The organism is Obesumbacterium proteus (genome assembly GCF_001586165.1).
Taxonomy (GTDB): domain Bacteria; phylum Pseudomonadota; class Gammaproteobacteria; order Enterobacterales; family Enterobacteriaceae; genus Hafnia; species Hafnia protea.
The window spans coordinates 988194-1012398 of sequence record NZ_CP014608.1 but is presented as its reverse complement, the minus strand read 5'-3'; the positions used below and the strand labels follow the sequence as shown (position 1 = coordinate 1012398).

At 50.3% G+C, this 24205-nt stretch carries 20 protein-coding genes and 1 pseudogene; 15 read left to right on the top strand and 6 right to left on the bottom strand.

Features of this window, described 5'->3' with window-relative positions; genetic code table 11:
• Nucleotides 1–7: 7 nt before the first annotated feature.
• Nucleotides 8–1627 carry a phosphoenolpyruvate carboxykinase (ATP) gene (gene pckA, locus DSM2777_RS04805; protein ID WP_040047010.1) on the top strand — a complete coding sequence of 540 codons (1620 nt, stop codon included), beginning with the start codon at nt 8–10 and terminating at the stop codon, nt 1625–1627.
• Nucleotides 1628–1722: 95 nt separating this feature from the next.
• On the opposite strand, the gene envZ is transcribed toward pckA, so the two are convergent.
• Nucleotides 1723–3111: a two-component system sensor histidine kinase EnvZ gene (envZ, locus tag DSM2777_RS04800; protein ID WP_061553313.1), complete on the bottom strand. Its 1389-nt coding sequence runs from the start codon at nt 3109–3111 to the stop codon at nt 1723–1725.
• Nucleotides 3108–3827 (bottom strand): osmolarity response regulator transcription factor OmpR, encoded by a 720-nt coding sequence (gene ompR / locus DSM2777_RS04795; protein ID WP_004091002.1) that lies wholly within the window; start codon nt 3825–3827, stop codon nt 3108–3110. Before ompR ends, envZ begins: the two co-directional genes overlap by 4 nt.
• A gap of 345 nt (nt 3828–4172) precedes the next feature.
• Between ompR and greB the strand changes: the two are divergent.
• From greB to DSM2777_RS04770, 5 genes and pseudogenes are all read left to right on the top strand, one after another.
• Nucleotides 4173–4648, top strand: a pseudogene (gene greB, locus DSM2777_RS04790) (transcription elongation factor GreB).
• A gap of 104 nt (nt 4649–4752) precedes the next feature.
• Complete coding sequence (locus DSM2777_RS04785) at nt 4753–7089, top strand: Tex family protein (protein ID WP_061553312.1); 2337 nt, start codon at nt 4753–4755, stop codon at nt 7087–7089.
• Between the two features lie 691 nt (nt 7090–7780).
• Nucleotides 7781–8065 carry a ferrous iron transporter A gene (gene feoA, locus DSM2777_RS04780; RefSeq protein ID WP_046459749.1) on the top strand — a complete coding sequence of 95 codons (285 nt, stop codon included), beginning with the start codon at nt 7781–7783 and terminating at the stop codon, nt 8063–8065.
• Between the two features lie 114 nt (nt 8066–8179).
• Nucleotides 8180–10498: a Fe(2+) transporter permease subunit FeoB gene (gene feoB, locus DSM2777_RS04775; protein WP_061553311.1), complete on the top strand. Its 2319-nt coding sequence runs from the start codon at nt 8180–8182 to the stop codon at nt 10496–10498.
• 36 nt (nt 10499–10534) lie between these two features.
• The gene (locus DSM2777_RS04770) at nt 10535–10783 is read left to right on the top strand and encodes a FeoC-like transcriptional regulator (protein ID WP_046459747.1); all 249 of its coding nucleotides are present in this window, start codon (nt 10535–10537) and stop codon (nt 10781–10783) included.
• Nucleotides 10784–11378: 595 nt separating this feature from the next.
• Here the strand turns inward: DSM2777_RS04770 and bioH are convergent.
• Nucleotides 11379–12158, bottom strand: a complete 780-nt coding sequence (bioH, locus tag DSM2777_RS04765) for a pimeloyl-ACP methyl ester esterase BioH (protein WP_061553310.1) — start codon at nt 12156–12158, stop codon at nt 11379–11381.
• A 43-nt stretch (nt 12159–12201) separates the two neighbouring features.
• Between bioH and gntX the strand changes: the two genes are divergently transcribed.
• Nucleotides 12202–12885: a DNA utilization protein GntX gene (gntX, locus tag DSM2777_RS04760; RefSeq protein ID WP_061553309.1), complete on the top strand. Its 684-nt coding sequence runs from the start codon at nt 12202–12204 to the stop codon at nt 12883–12885.
• A gap of 58 nt (nt 12886–12943) precedes the next feature.
• Nucleotides 12944–13519: a Fe-S biogenesis protein NfuA gene (nfuA, locus tag DSM2777_RS04755; protein ID WP_061553308.1), complete on the top strand. Its 576-nt coding sequence runs from the start codon at nt 12944–12946 to the stop codon at nt 13517–13519.
• A gap of 71 nt (nt 13520–13590) precedes the next feature.
• Here nfuA and ulaR read toward each other — a convergent pair whose 3' ends face one another.
• Both ulaR and ulaG read right to left on the bottom strand, forming a co-directional pair.
• Entirely contained in the window at nt 13591–14346 is a 756-nt protein-coding gene (ulaR, locus tag DSM2777_RS04750) for an HTH-type transcriptional regulator UlaR (protein WP_040047039.1), read from the bottom strand.
• A gap of 124 nt (nt 14347–14470) precedes the next feature.
• Nucleotides 14471–15535, bottom strand: a complete 1065-nt coding sequence (ulaG, locus tag DSM2777_RS04745) for an L-ascorbate 6-phosphate lactonase (RefSeq protein ID WP_061553307.1) — start codon at nt 15533–15535, stop codon at nt 14471–14473.
• A gap of 440 nt (nt 15536–15975) precedes the next feature.
• On the opposite strand from ulaG, the gene ulaA reads away from it, so the two are divergent.
• The 7 genes from ulaA to DSM2777_RS04710 all read left to right on the top strand — a co-directional run bounded on the left by ulaA (nt 15976) and on the right by DSM2777_RS04710 (nt 21106).
• Nucleotides 15976–17376 (top strand): PTS ascorbate transporter subunit IIC, encoded by a 1401-nt coding sequence (ulaA, locus tag DSM2777_RS04740; protein ID WP_061553306.1) that lies wholly within the window; start codon nt 15976–15978, stop codon nt 17374–17376.
• 18 nt (nt 17377–17394) lie between these two features.
• Entirely contained in the window at nt 17395–17700 is a 306-nt protein-coding gene (gene ulaB, locus DSM2777_RS04735) for a PTS ascorbate transporter subunit IIB (protein WP_040047020.1), read from the top strand.
• 11 nt (nt 17701–17711) lie between these two features.
• Nucleotides 17712–18179 carry a PTS ascorbate transporter subunit IIA gene (ulaC, locus tag DSM2777_RS04730; protein WP_025799335.1) on the top strand — a complete coding sequence of 156 codons (468 nt, stop codon included), beginning with the start codon at nt 17712–17714 and terminating at the stop codon, nt 18177–18179.
• A gap of 123 nt (nt 18180–18302) precedes the next feature.
• Nucleotides 18303–18959, top strand: coding sequence for a 3-keto-L-gulonate-6-phosphate decarboxylase UlaD (locus tag DSM2777_RS04725; protein ID WP_096388616.1), 657 nt, complete (start codon nt 18303–18305; stop codon nt 18957–18959).
• 10 nt (nt 18960–18969) lie between these two features.
• Nucleotides 18970–19830 carry an L-ribulose-5-phosphate 3-epimerase gene (locus tag DSM2777_RS04720; RefSeq protein WP_061553305.1) on the top strand — a complete coding sequence of 287 codons (861 nt, stop codon included), beginning with the start codon at nt 18970–18972 and terminating at the stop codon, nt 19828–19830.
• A complete protein-coding gene (locus DSM2777_RS04715; RefSeq protein ID WP_061553304.1) occupies nt 19830–20516 on the top strand; it encodes an L-ribulose-5-phosphate 4-epimerase in 687 nt (228 codons plus the stop codon). Before DSM2777_RS04720 ends, DSM2777_RS04715 begins: the two co-directional genes overlap by 1 nt.
• A gap of 26 nt (nt 20517–20542) precedes the next feature.
• A complete protein-coding gene (locus DSM2777_RS04710; protein ID WP_061553303.1) occupies nt 20543–21106 on the top strand; it encodes a YagU family protein in 564 nt (187 codons plus the stop codon).
• Between the two features lie 65 nt (nt 21107–21171).
• On the opposite strand, the gene malT is transcribed toward DSM2777_RS04710, so the two are convergent.
• Nucleotides 21172–23886: an HTH-type transcriptional regulator MalT gene (gene malT, locus DSM2777_RS04705; RefSeq protein ID WP_061553302.1), complete on the bottom strand. Its 2715-nt coding sequence runs from the start codon at nt 23884–23886 to the stop codon at nt 21172–21174.
• Nucleotides 23887–24205: the final 319 nt, after the last annotated feature.

The following is a 24205-nucleotide window of genomic DNA, read 5'->3' as shown; positions in this document are numbered from 1 at the left end:
TAGTGTCATGCATACGAAAGGCTTAACCCCACAGGATTTAGCAGAATATGGAATTACTGACGCAGCTGAGATCATCTACAACCCTAGCTATGACCTGCTCTTCCAAGAAGAAACCGCTCCTAATCTAGAGGGATATGAACGCGGAACAGTAACAACGCTTGGCGCAGTTGCCGTTGATACTGGGATTTTCACCGGTCGTTCACCGAAAGATAAGTACATTGTGCGCGACGATGTGACTCGCGATACCGTTTGGTGGTCAGATCAAGGGAAAGGCAAAAACGATAACCACCCTCTTTCCGTTGAAACTTGGCAGCATCTGAAATCGCTCGTCACCAAAGAGCTTTCAGGTAAGCGTTTATTCATTGTCGATGCATTCTGCGGAGCAAACAGCGACACCCGCCTAAGCGTTCGTTTCATTACCGAAGTCGCATGGCAGGCTCATTTCGTTAAAAACATGTTTATCCGCCCTACTGACGAAGAACTGGCGAGCTTCAAGCCCGATTTCATCGTGATGAACGGCGCCAAATGCACCAACCCGCAGTGGAAAGAACAGGGATTAAACTCTGAGAACTTTGTTGCGTTTAACCTTACTGAACGCATCCAGCTGATCGGCGGTACGTGGTACGGCGGCGAAATGAAGAAAGGGATGTTCTCCATCATGAACTACCTGCTGCCGCTGAAAAATATCGCGTCTATGCACTGCTCTGCCAACGTGGGCGAAAAAGGCGACGTGGCGATTTTCTTCGGCCTGTCTGGCACGGGTAAAACAACGCTTTCAACCGATCCAAAGCGCCAGCTCATCGGCGATGATGAGCACGGCTGGGACGATGACGGCGTATTTAACTTCGAAGGCGGTTGCTACGCGAAAACCATCAAGCTGTCTGAAGAGGCTGAACCAGATATCTACCACGCGATCACCCGCGATGCACTGCTGGAGAACGTGGTCGTGCTGGAAGATGGCACGGTCGATTTTAACGACGGTTCAAAAACTGAAAACACCCGCGTTTCTTACCCGATTTACCATATCCAGAACATTGTTAAGCCGGTTTCAAAAGCGGGCCACGCGAAGAAGGTTATTTTCTTAACCGCCGACGCATTTGGCGTGCTGCCACCGGTTTCTCGCTTAACCGCAGACCAAACTCAGTATCACTTCCTGTCTGGGTTTACCGCCAAACTGGCTGGTACCGAACGTGGCGTAACAGAACCAACGCCTACCTTCTCCGCCTGTTTCGGTGCTGCATTCCTGTCTCTGCATCCAACCAAATATGCAGAAGTGCTGGTTAAGCGCATGCAAGCGGCGGGCGCTCAGGCCTATCTGGTGAATACCGGGTGGAACGGAACCGGCAAACGTATTTCTATCAAAGATACGCGCGCCATTATCGATGCCATTCTGAGCGGCGAGATTGATAACGCTGAAACCTTCACGCTACCAATTTTCGATCTGGCAGTACCCACGGCGCTGCCGGGTGTGAATCCTGACATTCTGGATCCACGCGATACCTACGCCAGCAAAGAGCAGTGGCAGGAAAAAGCGCAAGATCTGGCGCAGCGTTTTGTCACTAACTTTGATAAATACACCGACACGCCAGCAGGTGCGGCACTGGTGAAAGTCGGCCCTAAGGTTTGATTTAGCGGTAAAAATACAAAAGGAGCCATTTGGCTCCTTTTATTTTTCTAGCGTGTTTATCTCAACTTATTCACATCGGCAAAGACGATGAATCATCAGTGATGAGACTCTTTGTCTTTCTTTTTATGACTTGATTTTGAGTCATGCGCTGTAAGAGGATCTGACTCAGGCATCAATAACAATGCGCGGATACGCAGCCCACCGCGTTCGCTGGTGCCGATATCCAAGCTACCAGAGTGCCCGTCGATAATACGTTGCAGGATCGCCAGCCCCAGCCCTGTTCCGCTGGTTGTTCGGGCACTTTCGCCCCGCACGAAAGGTTGGAAGAGATGCGCTAACTGCTCTGGAGCGATACCAGGGCCGTCATCTTCCACTTGGAACCATGCCCTTTTGCCTTCAGTGCCGCTGCTCACTTTAATCCAGCCGTTACCGTAGCGGGTAGCGTTAACCACCATATTGACCGCAGCACGCTTAATCGACAGCGGATGCACATCAACCAGCAGTTCACCTTCAGCAAGATCGGTGTCGATCACCCGTTCATAACCGCTTTCAGCGGCCACGACTTCGGCCAAAATACCGTTCAGATCGCAAATCTCGGTCTGCATTTCCTGCCCAGTGCGCAGATAGTCAATGAACTGCTCAATGATGGCATTGCACTCTTCGGTATCTTTGTTTATCGATTCCGCCAGATAGCCATCTTCGCTGCTCATCATCTCCGTCGCTAAACGAATACGCGTCAGCGGCGTGCGTAAATCGTGGCTCACGCCCGCCATCAGCAGGGTACGATCGTCGGCAAGTTGCTTAACCCCTGCCGCCATTTGGTTAAATGCCCGCGTCACGGAGCGAACTTCAGACGCGCCATATTCACGCAGCGGCGGGGGTATATGTCCTTTCCCCACCTGTATGGCGGCATGTTCAAGTTCCACCAAGGGTCGGTTCTGAATGCGAATGAACAGCCATGCGCCACCAATCGCCAGCAGCATAATCGCCAAGGTATATCTGAACAGCGGAGAGAAGTCTCCCTGATGGATTTCCGTCAGCGGAACGCGCACCCAAATATCAGGCGATAACCACGTTTTGAGCCACACCACCGGTGTGTTCTTACTTATTTCAACGCGAACATCGGTTGGGCCGCCCAGCTGCTGCGCCATCTGCTGGCTGAGGAATTGATAGTGCTGCGCCCAGCGCAGACCACTCTCCTCCGCCGCAGAATTGGTATACAGAGAAATGCCCAGCTCACGATAAATTTCGCGCCGAAACGCCGGAGGAACCTCCAGCTGTGTACCATCCTCAAGCTGTAGCTTGTCCGTCATCAACATACGGACTTCATACGCCAGCACCTTATTAAATTGCTGTAGGCTAGGCAGAATCGCGAAATTCAGCACCACCAAATAGGTTGTCACCAAACTGACAAACAGTAAGGTGACAATCAGCAACAACGTGCGGGCAAATGAGCTACGCGGCGAGAAGCGCAGTCGCCTCATGCTTTACTGCCGTCCGGCACAAAGACGTAGCCCAAACCCCAAACGGTTTGGATATAGCGAGGATGTGCAGGATCTTCTTCAACCATGCGGCGCAAGCGTGAAATTTGCACGTCGATAGAACGTTCCATCGCGCTGTATTCACGGCCACGGGCCAGATTCATCAGCTTATCGCGAGACAGTGGCTCACGCGGATGACTCACTAACGCTTTAAGCACCGCAAATTCGCCGCTGGTTAATGGCATAGGCTCATCTTCACGGAACATCTCGCGCGTACCGAGATTCAGTTTGAATTTACCAAAGGAGATCACCGCATCTTCTTGAGACGGCGCACCCGGCAATTCATTGGCCTGGCGGCGTAACACCGCACGGATACGAGCCAGCAGCTCACGCGGGTTAAACGGCTTAGGAATGTAGTCGTCGGCACCAATTTCCAGCCCAACGATACGATCGACCTCTTCACCTTTGGCCGTTACCATAATGATCGGCATTGGGTTGCTTTGGCTGCGCAGACGGCGGCAGATAGACAAACCATCTTCGCCCGGTAGCATTAAATCCAGCACCATCAGGTGGAAAGATTCACGGGTTAGCAAGCGATCCATTTGCTCGGCGTTGGCGACACTACGCACCTGAAAACCTTGCTCGGTCAGGTAGCGCTCTAACAACGCACGTAGGCGCATGTCATCATCAACAACTAAAATCTTGTAGTTCTCTTGCATGGTGTACTCCCAAAGGCGCCAAAGGCTGTATGCCCGACACGCTGAGCCGATATAATTAAAGCGATCTTTTTAAGGATGCCTATTGTTCAGAAACTGTGGCAATTGAGACAGCAGATAATGGTTTATATTCTAGCCTAAATTGTTACAAAGGTTATTTATCTTATGCTTACGGGCAGTTATTACACTTATTATGGCAAAAATGCGATCAAATCAGCATCGCAAGATGAAGCTTCTCGCCGCGAATTGTAATCTTACGATTCGTGATATAACGTTCCATCCCCGCCTCATGCAGGCAGAAATGAATACCTCGACTTCTTTTTCATGTGTTTTACAGGGCAGCAAAGAATGAAAACGCAACTGATTACACGCGGCGGCTACGAAAAGCTCAAGCAGGAGCTAGATTATTTGTGGCGCGAAGAGCGTCCTGAAGTGACAAAGAAAGTGACATGGGCAGCCAGCCTCGGCGACCGCAGCGAAAACGCAGACTATCAATATAATAAAAAGCGCCTACGCGAAATCGACCGTCGAGTCCGCTATCTCACTAAATGCCTTGAGCAACTGCGCATCGTTGACTATTCACCACAGCAGGATGGGAAGGTGTTCTTCGGCGCGTGGGTAGAAGTCGAAAATGATGAAGGCGTCATTAAGCGTTTTCGTATCGTTGGCTACGATGAAATTTTCGGCCAGAAAGACTATATCTCTATCGACTCACCGATGGCGCGCGCATTGCTAAAAAAGAGGTTGGCGATGCGGTTACCGTGACCACGCCGGTAGGTGAAGCGGTGTGGTACATCAATGAGATTGAATATCCGAAAGCATAATTCGGCATTATCCGAGCGCTTCGCGGCCCCTTGAGCTGGCATGTTTATGCATCAAAAAGTATATACTTGCCCATAATTTTTAAACTTACGGACATACTGATTCTATGAATGATTCATTGAGCCGCATTATTGCGAGTGAACTGCAAGCGCGACCAGAGCAGGTTGATTCCGCCATTCGCCTCTTGGACGAAGGGAACACCGTCCCTTTTATTGCTCGCTACCGTAAAGAAGTCACCGGCGGTTTAGATGATACCCAGCTACGCCAGTTAGAAACCCGTTTGGGGTATCTGCGCGAGCTGGAAGAACGTCGAGCTACCATTCTGAAATCTATCGACGATCAGGGCAAACTGACCGAACAGCTTGCCGGTGCCATCAAGGGCACCATGAGCAAAACCGAGCTGGAAGATTTATATCTTCCCTTCAAGCCTAAGCGCCGCACCCGTGGGCAAATCGCGATTGAAGCAGGCCTTGAGCCGCTGGCCGATTCGCTGTGGCAAGACCCGCAGCAAGATCCTGAAACGCTGGCCGCCCGCTACGTTGATGCCGATAAAGGCGTTGCCGACACCAAAGCCGCGCTCGATGGCGCTCGCTATATTCTGATGGAGCGTTTCTCTGAGGATGCCGCACTGCTGGCTAAAGTGCGTAACTACCTCTGGAAAAATGCTCATCTGGTTTCCAAAGTGATTGAAGGCAAAGAGGAAGAGGGTGCAAAATTCCGTGACTACTTCGATCATCACGAGCCGATTGCCAATGTCCCTTCTCACCGCGCACTGGCCATGTTCCGCGGCCGCAACGAGGGAGTATTACAACTCTCCCTGAACGCCGATCCTCAGTTTGAACAAGCCCCACGCGAAAGCTATTGCGAACAAATCATTATCGATCATTTAGGTTTACGCCTAAACAATGCACCGGCTGATGCTTGGCGCAAAGCGGTGGTGAACTGGACTTGGCGTATCAAAGTGTTGCTGCATCTTGAAACTGAGCTAATGGGCACCTTGCGCGAACGTGCCGAAGATGAAGCCATTAACGTTTTCGCCCGCAATATGCACGACCTGCTTATGGCTGCTCCGGCAGGTATGCGAGCAACGATGGGCCTCGATCCCGGTTTACGTACTGGCGTTAAAGTGGCCGTAGTCGATGGCACAGGTAAACTCGTCGCAACAGACACCATCTATCCACACACCGGACAGGCCGCAAAAGCCGCCGCCTCAGTGGCAGCGCTGTGTATCAAACACAACGTGGAACTGGTGGCGATTGGTAATGGCACCGCATCTCGCGAAACTGAGCGCTTCTATTTAGATGTTCAGCGTCAGTTCCCTGAGGTCAAAGGCCAAAAAGTTATCGTCAGCGAAGCAGGCGCATCCGTTTATTCAGCGTCTGAGCTCGCGGCGCAAGAGTTCCCAGACTTGGACGTGTCGATTCGCGGAGCGGTATCTATCGCACGCCGTCTGCAAGATCCACTGGCTGAGCTGGTGAAAATCGATCCGAAATCAATCGGGGTCGGCCAGTATCAGCACGACGTTAGCCAAACCCAGCTGGCACGAAAACTTGATGCCGTCGTAGAAGACTGCGTGAACGCCGTTGGCGTCGATCTCAACACCGCATCAGTTCCGCTGTTGGCTCGCGTTGCAGGGCTCACTCGTTTGATGGCGCAAAATATCGTCGGATGGCGTGACGAAAATGGCCGTTTCAGCAACCGTGAACAGCTGTTGAAAGTCAGCCGCTTAGGCCCTAAAGCGTTCGAGCAATGTGCTGGCTTCCTGCGTATTAACCACGGTGACAATCCGCTGGATGCATCAACCGTTCACCCGGAAGCCTATCCTATCGTTGAACGTATTTTGGCAGCCACACGCCAAAGTCTACAGGAGTTGATGGGCAATCCAACGGAGCTGCGCGGCCTGAAGGCTAGCGAGTTTACCGACGAGCGTTTTGGTGTGCCAACGGTCACCGACATCATCAAGGAACTGGAAAAACCAGGACGCGATCCGCGCCCTGAGTTCAAAACCGCGACCTTTGCCGACGGCGTTGAAACCATGAACGACCTACAACTGGGTATGATTCTGGAAGGCTCAGTCACCAACGTCACCAACTTTGGTGCCTTTGTTGATATCGGCGTTCACCAAGATGGCTTGGTGCATATTTCTTCACTGGCAGATAAGTTTGTCGACGATCCGCATAAAGTCGTGAAAGCTGGCGACATTGTTAAGGTCAAAGTGATGGAAGTCGATTTGCAGCGTAAACGTATTGCATTGACGATGCGTTTGGACGAACAACCGGGCGAAAGCGGTTCTCGTCGCAGCAGCACAGAACGCACGCCAGATCGTCAACGTCCGGCGAACAATCAGGCTCGCCAAGCGAGAAATGACAAAAAACCAGACAGCGGTAATAACAGCGCAATGGGCGACGCGCTGGCCGCCGCCTTTGGCAAAATGAAGCGCTAACCGCGCAATAAGCCAATCTCCTTTCCCTTGCCATTATTGCGAGGGAAAGTGAGATGCATCACAATTTACAAATCTAAATGAGTATTCATTGCAATTACGCACGCAGAGCGCAAATGCATATGTATATACATTGAAAATAAATAGTTAATGGATTTATTTTTACAGCGTAATTTTTAACACCGTTAATATTTCGAAACTCAGTTTTATTAACACACAAATATTCCCGCCACGCAGTTAAACCGCCATTATTAATTCTTAACTAACTGCTTACCCTTACTTTTGCTATTGATTCCATCAAATATATTGAATATATGGTCTTGATATCGTCTTATTTCAAACGCATAAATCATGAAAATAAGAACAAATCCTTAACCGTTTTAACCAATGATTCTCATTTGCGATAGCTGAAAAATAGTGCTAAAACGGCATAATAAGGACCGAATCATAGTTGAAACGCCGAGAGAGCTGGAAACACACTTCAGTATGAGCTCGGCGGTTTTTGTTCTGTGATTATAATAATAATTCTCAATATTATTATTTTACGCATTCTCCGTTGCCAACTTGCATCACCTATCTAGAATGCACGGCGCTATCGCCAAGGATAAAGATAATCCGGTTCTCCTGTCTGACCTATAAGCTTCAGACCCGAGTGTTTCCTCGTAGCAAATTACCGAATGTAAGAAGGTTTTTTATGCATCAGCTTCTTCCGGGCCACCAATATAAAATCATTGGCTTCTCGCCTTTAATTAGCCCTGCCTATCGTCAGAAATTACTTTCTCTGGGTTTTTTGCCTGGTTCTCCATTTAGCGTGGTACGTATTGCACCGCTAGGCGATCCCATTGAAGTGAAATCTCGTCGCGTCAGCCTTGTGCTGCGTAAAAAAGATCTGGAGTTATTGATGATTGAGCCAATCGCTCAGGTGGACGCCAATCAGGCTAACGTCATTGCCTCACAGATCACCGCCAACGGCGCATAACAAAACGATTCATTTTGCTGCTGACTTTTTACCCGCAGCCATTTTTAGGGATGGCGACATTACGGCCTGTGGCCTTGTCGTCGACTACAAACTCTTCTCATACAATGTTGGATTATGAAACAGCTCACCATCGGGTTAATTGGTAACCCCAACTCGGGAAAAACCACGTTGTTCAACCAGCTTACGGGCGCTCGCCAGCGCGTAGGTAACTGGGCTGGCGTCACCGTGGAGCGCAAGGAAGGCCATTTTTCTACCCTAGAAAATCAGGTCAAACTGGTGGATCTACCAGGGACTTACTCCCTGACCACGATTTCTGAGCAAACGTCGCTGGACGAGCAGATTGCTTGCCACTATATCCTGAGCGGCGACGCTGATTTAATCATCAACGTGGTTGATGCATCTAACCTAGAGCGCAACCTCTATCTGACACTGCAGCTGCTTGAGCTGGGTATTCCATGCATCATCGCACTGAATATGCTGGATATTGCTCGCAGCCAGAAAATTGATATTGATATCGATGCGCTGTCCAAGCGCCTTGGTTGCCCGGTCATTCCTTTAGTATCGACGCGTGCCAACGGTATTGCTGAGCTGAAAAAAGCCATTGATTTGCCTCCTACCTGCGCCGTTGAAGCATTGGTTGAATACCCGCCGCTGCTGTTGGGTCAGGTTGATCGTCTGTCTCAGGCCATGCCGGATACGCTTGCCGTTCAGCAACGTCGCTGGTTAGCGCTGCAACTGCTCGAAGGGGATATCTATAGCTCCACTCGCGCCAGCAATGCGTTGAAAATCCTGCCAGAAGTTCAGGAAACGCTAAAGCGTACCCTTAACGAAGATCCGGCGCTGATCATTGCTGACTCACGCTATAAAAGTATCACCGACATCTGTGATTCTGTGAGCAACACGGCCACCGCACTGCCGAATATTTTGACGGAAAAACTGGACCGCATCATTCTTAACCGCTGGCTGGGAATACCTATTTTTCTGCTGGTGATGTATGTGATGTTCGTTCTGGCGATCAACATCGGTGGCGCACTTCAGCCGCTGTTTGATGTGGGTTCATCAACCATCTTTATTCAGGGTTTGCAATGGGTTGGCTACACCTTGCACTTCCCAGAATGGCTAACCATTTTCCTTGCACAAGGGATCGGTGGCGGTATTAACACCGTGCTGCCGCTCGTGCCACAAATCGGCATGATGTACCTATTCCTCTCCTTCCTTGAGGATTCCGGTTACATGGCGCGTGCCGCCTTCGTGGTTGACCGCATGATGCAGGCGTTGGGCTTACCGGGTAAATCATTCGTGCCGTTAATCGTTGGCTTCGGCTGCAACGTGCCTTCCGTTATGGGTGCTCGTACTCTGGATGCGCCTCGTGAACGTTTAATCACCGTATTGATGGCGCCGTTCATGTCCTGCGGGGCACGCTTGGCCATCTTTGCCGTCTTCTCTGCCGCATTCTTTGGTCAGGGCGGCGCACTGGTCGTCTTCTCGCTGTATATGCTCGGTATCGTGATGGCGATTCTGACCGGACTGATGCTCAAACACACGATCATGCGTGGCGAAGCCTCGCCGTTCGTGATGGAACTGCCGGTTTATCACGTACCACACCTGAAAAGCCTGCTACTGCAAACTTGGCAGCGCCTGAAAGGCTTCGTGATGCGCGCCGGTAAAGTCATCATCATCGTCAGTATCTTCATTGGCGCACTCAATAGCTTCTCCTTTAGCGGTAAAGCCGTTGATAGCATCAACGACTCGGCGCTGGCTTCCGTGAGTAAAGTGATGACGCCGTTGCTGAAACCGATTGGCGTGCATAGCGACAACTGGCAGGCCACCGTCGGTTTAGTCACCGGCGCAATGGCGAAAGAAGTGGTCGTGGGTACGTTGAATACCCTGTATACCGCTGAACAAATCCATGAGGAAGAGTTTGACCCTGCCGCATACAGCTTGATTGGCGGACTTGAAGGTGCCGTTAGCGAAACTTGGCAGAGCCTGAAAGACACCTTCAGCCTAAGCGTATTTGCTAACCCAATTGAAGCCAGCAAAGGCGACGGTGAAATGGAATCTGGCTCCATGGGCGTGATGGGCAGCAAATTCGGCAGCGCCAGCGCCGCCTATGCTTATCTGATCTTCGTGCTGTTGTATGTGCCTTGTGTATCGGTAATGGGTGCAATTGCGCGTGAAAGCAGCCGTGGCTGGATGACCTTCTCCATTCTCTGGGGCCTCAACGTAGCCTACTCATTGGCAGCCGTCTTCTATCAGGTGGCTAATTTCGCCTCTCATCCGCAGTACAGTTCAATCACGATTGCTGCGGTGGTGATATTCAATGCGCTGGTGTTAGTTGCACTACGCCGCTCACGCGACCGTGTGACGGTACGCTTAGTCAATGATCCGGCCAGCGAATGCTGCTGCGATACTGGCAAAGGCAGCTGCCACTAGTGGCAGCTACGCGTCATTGAGCTAAGAGGACCAAATATGGCAAGCCTGTTAAAAGTACGCGATACGGTGGCCCTACATGGCCGTATCGAACTCAACCAGCTCTGCCGCGAAGTCAATGGATCGCCAGCTATGGTGCTGGCGATGCTACAACGCTTAGAGCAAATGGGTTGTGTGGAAAAGGTCGACGATATCGACAACGGTTGTGTCAGCGGCAGCTGCAAAGGCTGCCCTGAAACCAGTAAGAACTGTGAGACAGTGGTGTATAAGGCGAAGAGTGTTCATTGATTACTGAGGCTCGTATAGCCTTTTGTAACTGCAGTGCATCACCAAATATCTATGATCTCACGATGTAAGGTTTCGGTCGCCTATCAGCAACGGCATCCACATACATACTAAGTCGAAGGCGTCCGATGAGGGGCGCCAGCGCGCGCCCCTTCAATCCTCGCGCTTTTTATCCGTGACGCCATCTTCGCTACGGTTTGGTATCGCCCATCCAGGGCGCCCCAAACTCCGCCGGAACATCCCTGTACCGGCGGCTCTCCCTACCAAGACTTAAACAATTAAAAGAAAAATAGAGAAATAAAATAAAAAGATAAGAAGACAAAAATGTCTTTTGTCTTTTTTATGTTGAAAGAATGCATTTTAGAGCCGCCAGCAGGGATGCTGGTGGCAGGTTGAGGGCGTACAGGATGTACGCTCCGAAACCGGTCGGACATACGGCTCGGTAAAAAGCGCGAGAGTCGAGAGGTTGCGCGCTGGCAACCTCTCGTCGGACGCCTACGCCAGCGGTTTCATAGGTCATATTTGCTAATGGGCGGACGAAAACCTTCACCGCTCTAATATGAAAACCTTCACCGTTCTCATAAAAGCGCCCAAAATCTTATACCTTCCCAACTTCTTGAACCCAACTCTCCACTACCCCACAAAACTCCCCCGGATGTGACACAAACGGCGCATGCGCCGATTTCTGAATAACGACAGATTCGCTATTCGGGCAAGATTCATCGAGCAGCGCAGCAACCTTGCGCGGCACCAATCCATCCAAATAACCGTAAATACGCAGCAACGGCATGTTCAAATCAGCCATTTGCTCACGTAAATCCACGGAGCGCAGGATATCTAGTCCACCGTTTAATACCTCCACAGAAGACATCGGCTGAGTCAGGACGACGTCTTTTAAAATTCGCGCATCCTGTCGAGCGCTTTCAGTACCTAAGGTTTGCAGAGCTAAAAAGCGCTCTACGGTGCGTTTGAAATCTTCACTCAGTTGGCGCTGAAATCCGCTTAACACTTCGCTTTTTATACCCGGCCACTCGCCTTGGGCGGTGAAACATGGCGAAGACGATACGGTCACCAGCGCGGCAACACGTTCTGGGTAACGCAGTGCAATATCACTGGCGACCAAGCCCCCCATCGACCAACCGAGCCAAACCGCATTGTCAGGCGCCTGCTGCATCACGATATCGCTCATTTGCTCCAGCGTTAAAGCGCCAAATCCTTGGCTGCGTCCATAGCCCGGCAAGTCGATGAGGTGCACACGAAACTGCGTGCTCAATCGCGGCAAAATGCAACGCCATACCTCTGCGTTCAATCCCCATCCGTGCAACAACACAAGATCGCGATCGCCTTCGCCGCTGGTATGCCAATAAAGCTTATTCATCAGTTATTGTCCGTCTGTTGAGTATCATCTCAGGAGGAGAAATATGTTTAACCTCAGCGCACATTGCTGGATTTGCCAGCTCCCGCTCGTCATGCCTACACAAGGGATCTGTAGCTTTTGTTCTGCTGCCTGTCTGCTAAAGCCTCGAGTTTGCCCCTGCTGCGGCCTACCCAGCGAGCACACCACGCAAGCCTGTGGCCGCTGCATACAAAAAGCACCTTATTGGCAGCAGCTTATATTTGTTAGTGATTATCAGCCACCGCTCAGTCAGTTAGTGCATCGTCTAAAATATCAGGGCAAATGGCAAATCGCATCGGCACTCTCGCGCCTGATGATGTTGAGTTATCTGTACGCCCGCCGTACTCGGCAACTGCCAAAACCCGATCTTATCACCGTGATCCCTTTGCATCATCAACGCCAATGGCGACGAGGATTCAACCAAAGCGACCGCTTAGCTCGCCCTCTAGCCCGATGGCTAGGGTGCGCCTATTTCCCCGATGTCATTACACGCACGCGGAAAACCAAACCACAGCAGAGCCTCAATGCGATCCAACGGCGGCGTAATTTACGCAATGCATTCAGCTGCCAACAAAATCTGAGCGGAAAACATGTTTTAGTGGTCGATGACGTGCTTACCACCGGTAGCACGATTGGTGAAGTTAGCCGCCTTCTCCTCGCCCAAGGTGCTAAATCCATACAAGTTGTATGCCTTTGTAGAACCTTGTGAGCACTTTGCAATCGGCGTATTATAACCAACCAGATAAGTCAACTATTGAGCAAATGCCATGATCCGTATTACCGAAGCTGCCCAAGAGCACTTTGCCAAGCTGCTGGCAAACCAAGAAGCAGGCACCCAAATCCGTGTTTTCGTTATCAATCCAGGCACTCCAACCGCTGAATGCGGCGTGTCTTATTGCCCACCGGATGCGGTAGAAGCGAACGATACCAAACTCGATTTCGAGAAATTATCGGCCTATGTTGACGACGTGAGCGCGCCGTATCTGGAAGACGCGGAAATCGATTTTGTGACTGACCAGTTGGGCTCTCAGCTAACGCTGAAAGCGCCGAATGCCAAAATACGCAAAGTGGATGACGATGCACCGTTGATCGAACGCGTTGAATACGTGCTGCAATCGCAGATCAACCCACAGCTGGCTGGCCACGGCGGCAAAGTGACGCTGATGGAAATTACCGAAGAAGGTATTGCGATTCTGCAATTCGGTGGCGGTTGTAACGGTTGTTCTATGGTCGATTACACGCTGAAAGAAGGCATCGAAAAAGAGCTGCTGCAGAAATTCCCTGAACTCAAGGGCGTGCGTGACCTCACTGAACATGAGCGTGGCGAGCACTCTTACTACTAATATTAGCCGCTGCTAATAGTAAAGCCCTGCTCTTATTGCTAAGAAGCAGGGCTTTTAAAATAGGGTACGACTTAAACCAAAATCACCTCAACGCCCTGCGCTTTCAGTTGTTCAATCACTTTCTCATCGGCATCTTTGCCAGTAATCACAATATCAATCTGCTCTGCGCGACTAAACAGCATGCCTGCACGCTGGCCTACTTTGCTGCTGTCGGCTAATACCACCAATTTTCCCACATAGTTCAACATCTTCTGCTCGGCCATCGCCGTGAGCATATCGGTTTTATACAGGCCTTCGGCGGTCAGCCCCTTGCCGCTGGTAAACATCCAATGTCCCGCATAAAGAGAAGATTCTCCCTCCTGTGGTGCCAGCGTAATCGCCTGACTACGGTTATATTGGCCGCCCATGATGACAACGCTATCGTGCTCCTGCTCAATCAAAAAATTGGCCAATGGCAGATAGTTGGTGATCACCTGAGTGTCTTTACCACAGATTTCGCGCCCCAGCGTAAAGGCCGTCGATCCACAATTAATCACGATACTTTCGCCGGGCTGAACCAGCTGTGAAGCCGCACGCGCAATGCGTACCTTTTCTTCATGATTCTGTGCTTGATGAATGTTCATCGGCGTCCAAGCCACACGGTTTTGGCTTACGGCTTCTGCGCCGTTGCGAACTTTTTTCAGTTTGCCGCTGTCGCCGAGCTTATTAATGTCACGACGCGCCGTTGCAGGTGAAACCTGAAGGCGATCAATCACCTGCTCAACGGTAACAAACCCCGTTTGTTGCAGCATTTCCAGTAAAGTCTGGTGTCTTTGCGATTCAGTCATGATTAATTCCAGCGCATAAATGATTATTTGGTGATTATATTTGAAAACGATCAAAAATAACACGCTTAAAAACACAAAAGCCGAGCATATAGCCCGGCTTGAGATACCGATATTATACTGATAACTATAAGAATGATTTGAACGGCAAGTCCGGCTCAATGGTGAAGCAATCATCAAACCCACGCGGATAATGATACTCAAAATTATCCTTATCCAACGGATAGGTAAACTTGCCTCCTACCTGCCAAATAAACGGCTTAAAGCCATATTTCAAGCGATCTTTCTTCATCTCCCACAGCACACGAATTTCCTGTGGATCGGCTTGGAAGTTTGACCAGATATCATGGTGGAAAGGAATAACCACCTGAGTTTTAAGCGACTCAGCCATACGCAGAATATCAGAGCTGGTCATTTTATCCGTAATACCTCGCGGATTTTCTCCATACGATCCTAACGCCACATCAATTTTATGCTCATTACCGTGTTTGGCATAGTAGTTAGAATAATGTGAATCACCGCTGTGATATAGGTTTCCGCCAGGTGTTTTAAATAGATAGTTCACAGCGCGTTTATCCATACCATCTGGTAAAACACCTGCGGCTTGTTCATTCGCTGGCAGCGTAATTAGCGCCGTGCGGTCAAAGGCATCGAGCGCATGGATCTCAACATCTTTGATTTTCACCACATCACCCGGCTTCATGACGATACAGCGTTCACGCGGCACGCCCCAGCCAATCCATAAATCCACACAGGTCTGCGGGCCAATAAACGGCACGCTGCTGTCGCAGTTTTGCATTACCGCAGCGGCGACGTTAACGTCAATGTGGTCGTTATGATCGTGAGTAGAAAGCACCGCATCAATCTGGCGAATTGCAAAAGGATCCAGCACAAACGGCGTAGTGCGCAGGTTAGGCTGTAGTTTTTTCACCCCAGCCATGCGCTGCATCTGATGACCATCTTTCATCAGCGGGTTACCGTGACTCTGTTTCCCAGTGCCGCACCAGAAATCGACGCAGATATTGGCACCACCTTCGGATTTCAGCCAAATGCCTGTGCAGCCTAGCCACCACATCGCAAAAGTCCCAGGAGCAACGTTCTCTTGTTCGATTTCTTCGTTTAGCCAAGAACCCCACTCAGGGAATGTGCTCAGGATCCAAGACTCACGGCTGATGCTTTCAATCTTACTCATGGTATGCCCCTCATAATATTCACGTCTGCGATAAGTAAATAGCGTTACCTTCGCGCTAATTAATCAATATAAATCACAAAAAGATTAAATATGATTTGTTGTGAAAAATCTACCACGATTACGTGACTGAGCAAAAGCAAATTTTTTATGATTTAGTTCACATAAAAACCATCACTAAAAACAATCACAAACACTAAAATTCGCCTAGTGAATAGGTAATATTCTGTTTTAAATGGTAAAAATAAACACATCGTTACTTTTCATCTTTTATTTTATATCCACACAATTCAAGTTGAGATACAAATCACAAATAATCAAATTAAATCTTTAAGTGATTCTTTGTGATTGCTAGAGTGATTTTGTACAAAACAGAACCTGTCTGTGACACAAGAAAGAAAAACACGGCAGGAATGAAAGCCAAAAGCCGAGCGGAGTGCTTTATGGAAACCCTCTACAACATCTTCACCATATTTTTTAATCAGGTCATGACCAACGCCCCACTACTACTGGGTATCGTGACATGTTTGGGATATTTGCTATTACGCAAGAGTGCAACGGTCATTATCAAAGGCACCATTAAAACCATCATTGGTTTCATGCTGCTGCAAGCCGGTTCGGGGATCCTGACAGGCACATTTAAACCTGTTGTTGCCAAATTATCCGAAGTCTATGGCATCAACGGCGCCATCTCAGATACTTATGCAGCAATGATGGCGACCGTCGAACGTATGGGAGATGCGTATAGCTGGGTCGGCTACGCCGTGCTTCTCGCTCTAGCGCTTAACATTCTCTACGTACTTTTCCGCCGCGTGACCGGCATCCGCACCATTATGCTCACTGGCCACATCATGTTTCAGCAGGCGGGTCTAATTGCCGTATTTTTCTATATCTTCGGCTACCCGATGTGGACAACCATCATCTGCACCGCAATTCTGGTGTCTCTCTATTGGGGTATAACCTCCAATATGATGTTCAAACCCACGCAGGATGTTACCGAGGGATGCGGGTTTTCAATCGGCCACCAGCAGCAGTTTGCCGCATGGGTAGCCTGTAAAATCGCACCTTATCTGGGAAAGAAAGAAGAGAGTGTTGAAGAGTTAAAACTCCCCGGCTGGCTCAACATCTTCCACGACAATATTGTGTCCACCGCCATCGTCATGACCATTTTCTTCGGCGCAATCCTGTGCTCCTTTGGGATTGATACCGTACAAAAAATGGCAGGAAAAACCCACTGGACGATTTATATCCTACAAACTGGCTTCCAATTCGCCGTCGCCATTTTCATCATCATCCAAGGCGTGCGTATGTTCGTAGCCGAACTCTCTGAAGCCTTCAACGGGATTTCTCAGCGCCTGATCCCAGGAGCTGTACTGGCAATCGACTGTGCGGCCATCTACAGCTTTGCGCCTAACGCCGTAGTTTGGGGATTCATGTGGGGCACCATCGGACAACTCATCGCCGTGGGTGTTTTGGTTGGAATCGGTTCTTCAATCATGATCATTCCGGGATTCATCCCGATGTTCTTCTCAAACGCAACCATCGGCGTATTTGCTAACCACTATGGTGGCTGGCGAGCAGCGCTGAAAATCTGCCTGCTGATGGGCATGATTGAAATCTTTGGCTGCGTATGGGCGATAAAACTCACCGGGCTCAGCGCATGGATGGGAATGGCTGACTGGTCAATTCTGGCACCACCGATTATGCAAGGGTTCACCCTTGGTCTGTGGTTTATGGGCATTATTATCGTTATTGCACTGATTTATATGTTCTTCGCTAGCCGTACTCTGCGAGCCGAAGAAGACGCCGAAAAAATAGCACTCAACGAATCTTCTACAAATTAATTAACTGGAGCACGAATCATGACAGTACGAATCCTCGCGGTATGCGGTTGTGGGCAAGGCAGTTCCATGATTATGAAAATGAAAGTTGACCAGTTTCTAACGCAGCAAAATATCGACCACAGCGTTAACAGCTGCGCCGTTGGCGAATATAAATCGGAACTCAGCGGTGCTGACATCATCATTGCATCAACCCATGTCGCCGATGAAATTACGGTTACGGGCAATAAATACGTGGTTGGCGTACGCAATATGCTTTCTGCCGCCGACTTCGGTCCCAAGCTGATGGATGTGATTAAAGCGCACTTCCCTAAAGATATTAAGTAATAGGAGCGGATATGAAACTGCGCGATTCACTGGCACAAAACCACTCCATTCGTTTGCAGGCCGAAGCAAACACTTGGCAGGAAGCGGTAAAAATCGGAGTCGATCTGCTGGTTCAGGCCGACGTCGTCGAGCCGCGTTACTATCAAGCCATTTTGGATGGCGTTGAGCGCTTCGGGCCTTATTTCGTGCTGTGCCCCGGCTTAGCAATGCCGCACGGCAGGCCGGAAGAGGGGGTGAAGAAAACAGGGTTCTCGCTAGTCACGCTAAAAACGCCGCTTTCGTTTAATCATGAAGATAACGATCCCGTCGATATCCTGATCACTATGGCTGCCGTTGATGCCAACACTCACCAAGAGGTGGGGATCATGCAGATCGTTAACCTATTCGAAGACGAAGCAAACTTTGATCGTCTACGTGCGTGCCGCACCGAACAGGATGTTTTAGATCTGATCGATCAGACCAACGCCGCACAGGCCTAACGCTTACCTTTCGCCCTAGCCCTCCCCTGAAGTGGGGAGGGAATGCAATGTACAAATTTGCTCCTCCCTTAAAACGGGAGGCTGGGGAAGATCATGCCAAAAACTGACTTTTGGAGTAGAAAAATGTCTCATTCATTACCGATGCTGCAAGTTGCTTTAGATAACCAAACCTTAGACGACGCATACAAAACCACCCGTCTGATTGCCGAAGAGGTCGATATTATTGAAGTCGGCACAATCCTTTGCGTCGGTGAAGGCGTGCGCGCCGTTCGCGACCTAAAAGCGCTCTATCCACACAAAATCGTACTGGCCGATGCCAAAATCGCCGACGCAGGAAAAATTCTTTCGCGCATGTGTTTTGAAGCTAATGCAGATTGGGTCACCGTTATTTGCTGCGCAGATATCAACACCGCCAAGGGTGCACTCGACACCGCAAAAGAGTTTAACGGCGATGTGCAAATTGAGCTGACTGGTTTTTGGACGTGGGAACAAGCCGCAGAGTGGCGTACCGCAGGCATTCAGCAGGTGGTTTATCACCGCAGCCGTGATGCGCAGGCCGCTGGCGTTGCATGGAGCGAAGCCGATATTTCCGCTATCCGCCGCCTCGCCGATATGGGCTTTAAAGTCACCGTCACCGGCGGATTGGCGTTAGAAGATTTGCCGCTGTTTAAAGGCATTCCAATTCACGTATTTATCGCTGGCCGTAGCATTCGCGATGCCGCAAGCCCAGTTGAAGCGGCTCGCCAATTCAAACGTTCTATCGCCCAGCTGTGGGGCTAAGGTAAATATCATGCTCCAGAAAGCCGTTCCTCTCGGAATTTACGAAAAAGCGCTCCCTGCGGGAGAAGACTGGCTGCCTCGATTGCAGTTGGCAGCCGAACTCGGTTTCGATTTTGTCGAAATGTCAGTTGATGAAAGCGATGCACGTCTGGCACGGCTTGACTGGGGTCGTGAACAACGTTTGGCACTGGTGAATGCCATTGCCCAAACCGGCGTGCGCGTACCCTCGATGTGCCTAAGCGCGCATCGCCGTTTTCCTTTGGGCTCTGAAGACGACAGCGTTCGTGCTCAGGGCTTAGAAATCATGCGTAAAGCTATTCTCTTCGCACAAGACGTCGGCATTCGGGTGATCCAGCTCGCGGGCTACGACGTTTACTATCAAGAAGCCAACAACGCCACCCGCGAACGTTTCCGCGATGGATTGAAACAGTCGGTCGAAATGGCTAGCCGTGCTCAGGTCACGTTGGCCATGGAAATCATGGACTACCCGCTGATGAATTCAATCAGCAAAGCCATGGGCTATGCCCATTATCTGAATAATCCTTGGTTCCAGCTCTATCCAGACATCGGCAATCTCTCCGCGTGGGATAACGATGTGCAAATGGAGTTACAGGCTGGAAGCGGCCACATTGTGGCGGTTCATGTCAAAGATACTCAGCCGGGCGTATTCAAAAACGTGCCGTTTGGTACCGGGGTCGTTGATTTTGAGCGCTGTTTTACCACCCTCAAAGAAACCGGCTACTGTGGCCCTTATCTAATTGAAATGTGGAGCGAAACGGCTGCCGATCCGGTTAAAGAAGTTAAGGCCGCACGCGACTGGGTGAAACAGCGTATGACCAACGCAGGACTTAAGGTGGAGGAGACAATCTAATGCAGCAGCTCAAACAGCAGGTTTTTGACGCTAATATGGCCCTCCCTCATTACGGTCTGGTCACGTTCACATGGGGCAACGTCAGCGCTGTCGATCGCGAGCGCGGTTTGGTGGTTATCAAGCCAAGCGGCGTGCCGTATGAAACCATGCAGGCTGAAGACATGGTGGTGGTAGACCTTCAGGGCAATATCGTCGAAGGCCGCTATCGTCCCTCCTCCGATACGCCGACGCACCTTGAACTCTACCGCCGCTATCCACACCTCGGCGGCATTGTGCACACCCATTCCACTCACGCCACCGCATGGGCGCAGGCAGGGTTATCCATTCCCGCGCTTGGCACTACCCATGCAGACTATTTCTTTGGTGATATCCCCTGCACTCGCGCCCTAACCGCCGCTGAAGTCGCTGGAGAATATGAGCTCAACACCGGCAAAGTGATTGTGGAAACGCTGGGCGATACTAATCCACTGCATACGCCTGGGATCGTGGTGTATCAGCATGGGCCATTCTCATGGGGCAAAGATGCCGTCGATGCGGTGCATAACGCCGTCGTGATGGAAGAGGTGGCAAAAATGGCGTGGATTGCCTGTGGTATTAACCCACGGCTACGCCACATTGACGGGTATCTGATGGATAAGCACTTCAGCCGCAAACATGGGCCGAATGCTTATTACGGGCAGAAGTAATTCTTTGATATCTATAGAAGGCTACCATGACAATTAACGCGTTATTTGTACAAAGTAACCCAGCACGCCGCCGCTATGGCGTAGCTGCGTTAGTCGGCTTCGCCGCAGGGATTATGTCGGCGTTTGTAAAATGGGGGGCTGAAGTTCCCCTACCGCCGCGAACCATTACCGATGGCCGCGCTGAGTTTAATCCGCCCTATCTATTTTTACGTGATTATCTTGGCATCGATCCAACCACCACGGTGTATACGTTCTCTGAACATATTATTAATCCGGTGATGGTGACTCACATTATCTTCTCATTGGTATTTGCCATCGGCTATTGCATCGTGGCAGAACGTTTTCCAAAGGTGAAAATGTGGCAAGGACTGATGGCGGGGATTATTTCAACGATTGCGGTTCACGGCATTAGTTTCCCATTGCTGGGGCTCACACCGCCGCTGTCACAGCTGCCCGTTGATGAATATATCTCTGAAATATTAGGGCATCTCTTTTGGTTCTGGTCGATTGAGCTGATTCGCCGCGATTTGCGTAACCGAATTACCCATGAGCCAGATGCAGAAGTGCCTATCACGGCCATGAGTCGATAAGTCTAGCCTATCTCCTGTAGCCCTCGCTAACCTTCCCTACAAATGGGAAGGTTAGATGGCGTTAACTACACGCCATACCCCATCATTTTCATAATATTTTGCGCCTGTTGAACTGCCTCTTGGCGATGCGCAACGCCGAGCTTTTGATATAAATTACGAATATGGGTTTTAATGGTTGTTGCGGCAACGTCGAGCTCACCGGCGATTTGTTCATTGCTATAGCCAGAATAAATCAGCCCCAGAACCTGCCATTCTCGCTGCGTTAACGGGCTGGTACGAATAAGCTCCGGCACCTGAGGGTGATTGAGCAGGCGCTCAACAAAGCTCTCATCAAAATGCGCAAACTTATGCCGATGATGCTGGTTGATATCACGCAGAATGCGCTGAGCGCGGTGCTGATCCAGCTCTGGCAGCGTATTGAGCTGCAACAGCTGGCGTAGCTGCTGCGCCATCACTTCGCCCTCAACCACGAAATGACTGACAAAACCGGTACGATTAGCCAAACTTAGCGCTTCAATCAATACGCGCAGAGCTTCGCTTTTGCGATCGGTGCTCCAATACAGCAAATTACACAGCAGCAGATTACGATTGAGATCGCTCACTAAACGCAAACGCCTTGCCTCTTCGTTTAGCTCATCAAGCACCACTTCGGCTTCTTCATAGCGCCCCAGCAGAATTTGAACTCGCGCAATGTTGCGCCACTGCCCTTGTAGAAAATGGTTATCGGCCCGCGATGGTTTTTCCGCCTGCATCAGCCACTGGGTAGCGGCAGCGCGGTCGCCGGTCATCTGCCACGCAATCACCCGCGGCTTATCGGTATTGGTTTGCCAGTCTCGATGGTAGCGGCCAGACTGCAATAAGTTCTCACAACGCCGCAAATATTGGTTGGCGTTGTCCAAATCGCCACGCGCCAACGAGCACTTGGCTAACATCGCCAAGCATTGTAGCTGCTGCTGCGGCTCGTAGTTCGCCAACACGTCTAGACCCTTACGGGCTGCTTCTTCTGCCTCGTCTAAACGCATCCACGACCACAAAACCTGCGAACGAATACGCAGCAGGAATTCATGCATCGACAGCTGTTCTAAATGCTGTTCATGGATCAGCTCAAAAGCTTTGTCTTGAGTCTCATAGGCCGCTTGTAAAAAGCCCTGCGCAATGAGGATTTCGCTTTGTTGTAGCATCGCCCACAGTGCGTAATGGTAGGCCTGATGGCGGCGCGCAACCTGCTCCGTTTGTTGCATCATCGGCAACGCACGGGCTAAATCACCTTTGCAGTGGTGGACTTCACCCATCACCGAGCTAGTAACAATACGGCTGTAATAGCTGCTGATCGGCAAATGTTTTAACGCTTCCACGGCCAGCCGTTCGGCATCGTCAGGGCGACCATCGTTGATCGCCACCTGCGCCCGCAGCGCATCAAACTCGGCCAACATCACGCCATCTATTTCAATTTTCTGCACATGCATTTCATGCTCAGCGCGCTCCAGCAGAGTATTCACCTCGCTGTAACGATGCTGGCTCTGTGCCAGCCACGCTTGTAGCAGAGCTAAGCGCGGGTTCTGAATCAGTTTTTCATACGGCAGGGCTTTTAAGCACTCTTCCAGCAACGAAAGCTCGCTTTGATGGAACAACTCCCACGCATGCTGGAGTAATACATCGCGCAGCATCTCGACGTCACCTGCGGCTAATGCATGATGAATTGCCTCGGCGGGAAATCCCTGATCGAGCCAACCCTGCGCCGCTCGGCGATGAAGATCGGGCAAATCTGCCGCCAGCTCCCATTGGCAACGTTGACGTAAAAAGTTGGCAAATAAGGGATGGAAGCAAAACCATTCACCGTCAGCGTCCATTCGATGAATAAACAACCCCTGCCGCTCAAGCTCTTCCAACTGCTGTTGGCCGTTATCTTCACCGGTTAAGCGAGTCAACAACACATCATTCATCGAACGCAGCACTGAGCAGCGCAGCAAAAAGTTACGCGTCGTCGCATCAACGCGATCGAGCACTTCATCCACCAAATAATCCGAAAGATGGCTAGCGTTGATCTTTGCTAAGCGCCGCGCCGACTCCTGCGCCGTGGTTGTTGATTGGCGCACAGAAAGCGCAATCAGCTGTAGCGCCGTCGGCCAGCCTTCAACCTCATCGCACAGCTGATGGCTTTCAGTCTCTGCCATCGGTGATTTCAAACGGTGATTGAAAAACTGTGACGCTTCTTGATGGGTAAAAGCCAGCTGCTTAGTACCCACTTCCAAAAGCTGCTCGCGCACGCGTAAATTGGCGATGCCCAGCGGTGGGAGCGTGCGTGACAATAAAATGACGGTGAGATTATCTGGCTGATGGCGCAGGAAAAAGCGCATCGCCTCATGGATTTGCGCATTAGTGATCAGATGATAATCATCAATAACCAAACACAATGGTGCAGACCAGTCAGAAAGCTCAATAAAAAGCTGAGCAAATAGCGCAGACAGCGTGGCGTACTGATGCTTTTGGCTCATTGCTTCGCTTTTGCTGCAATGTCCGCCGGTAGCCTGTTGCAATGCCGCAATCAGATAGCTGGCAAAACGCTCGGGCTGGTTATCGCTCTCATCTAAAGAGAACCAACCTAAATGTGCATTTTCCTCTGCCCACTGCGCTAATAGCGTGGTTTTACCATAACCCGCAGGCCCATTAACCAGCACCAGACGGTAGTTACCGGCTGACGCAAGCTTGGTTAATAACCGTTCGCGTACCACCGTATTTTGTAGCCGCACAGGGCGACTTAATTTCGACGGAATGAGCATGGTAAAGTCCCACAAAGAAAGCCCAAAGCAAACCACAGCAATATACGTTTTAAATATTGCTTAATTATTTCGCGCTTCGTAATTAATTAGTCCTGTTTAACTTGGGATATCACACCGATTAATGCAACAGAGCATGACGACTAGGTAGCAGGAAATTGCAGTCGATCACACTTCTCACATCTTCTTACATCTTTGCTGAGAAAATGACTCAGTACGGTTTCATTGATTCTCTGTTTAGGTTAGCGCTTCATCTTTTTCTCTTGCTGGCGTGAAGCCGCATTTCAGCACGGCTTCCCTCGACATAGGAACATTTTTGCTC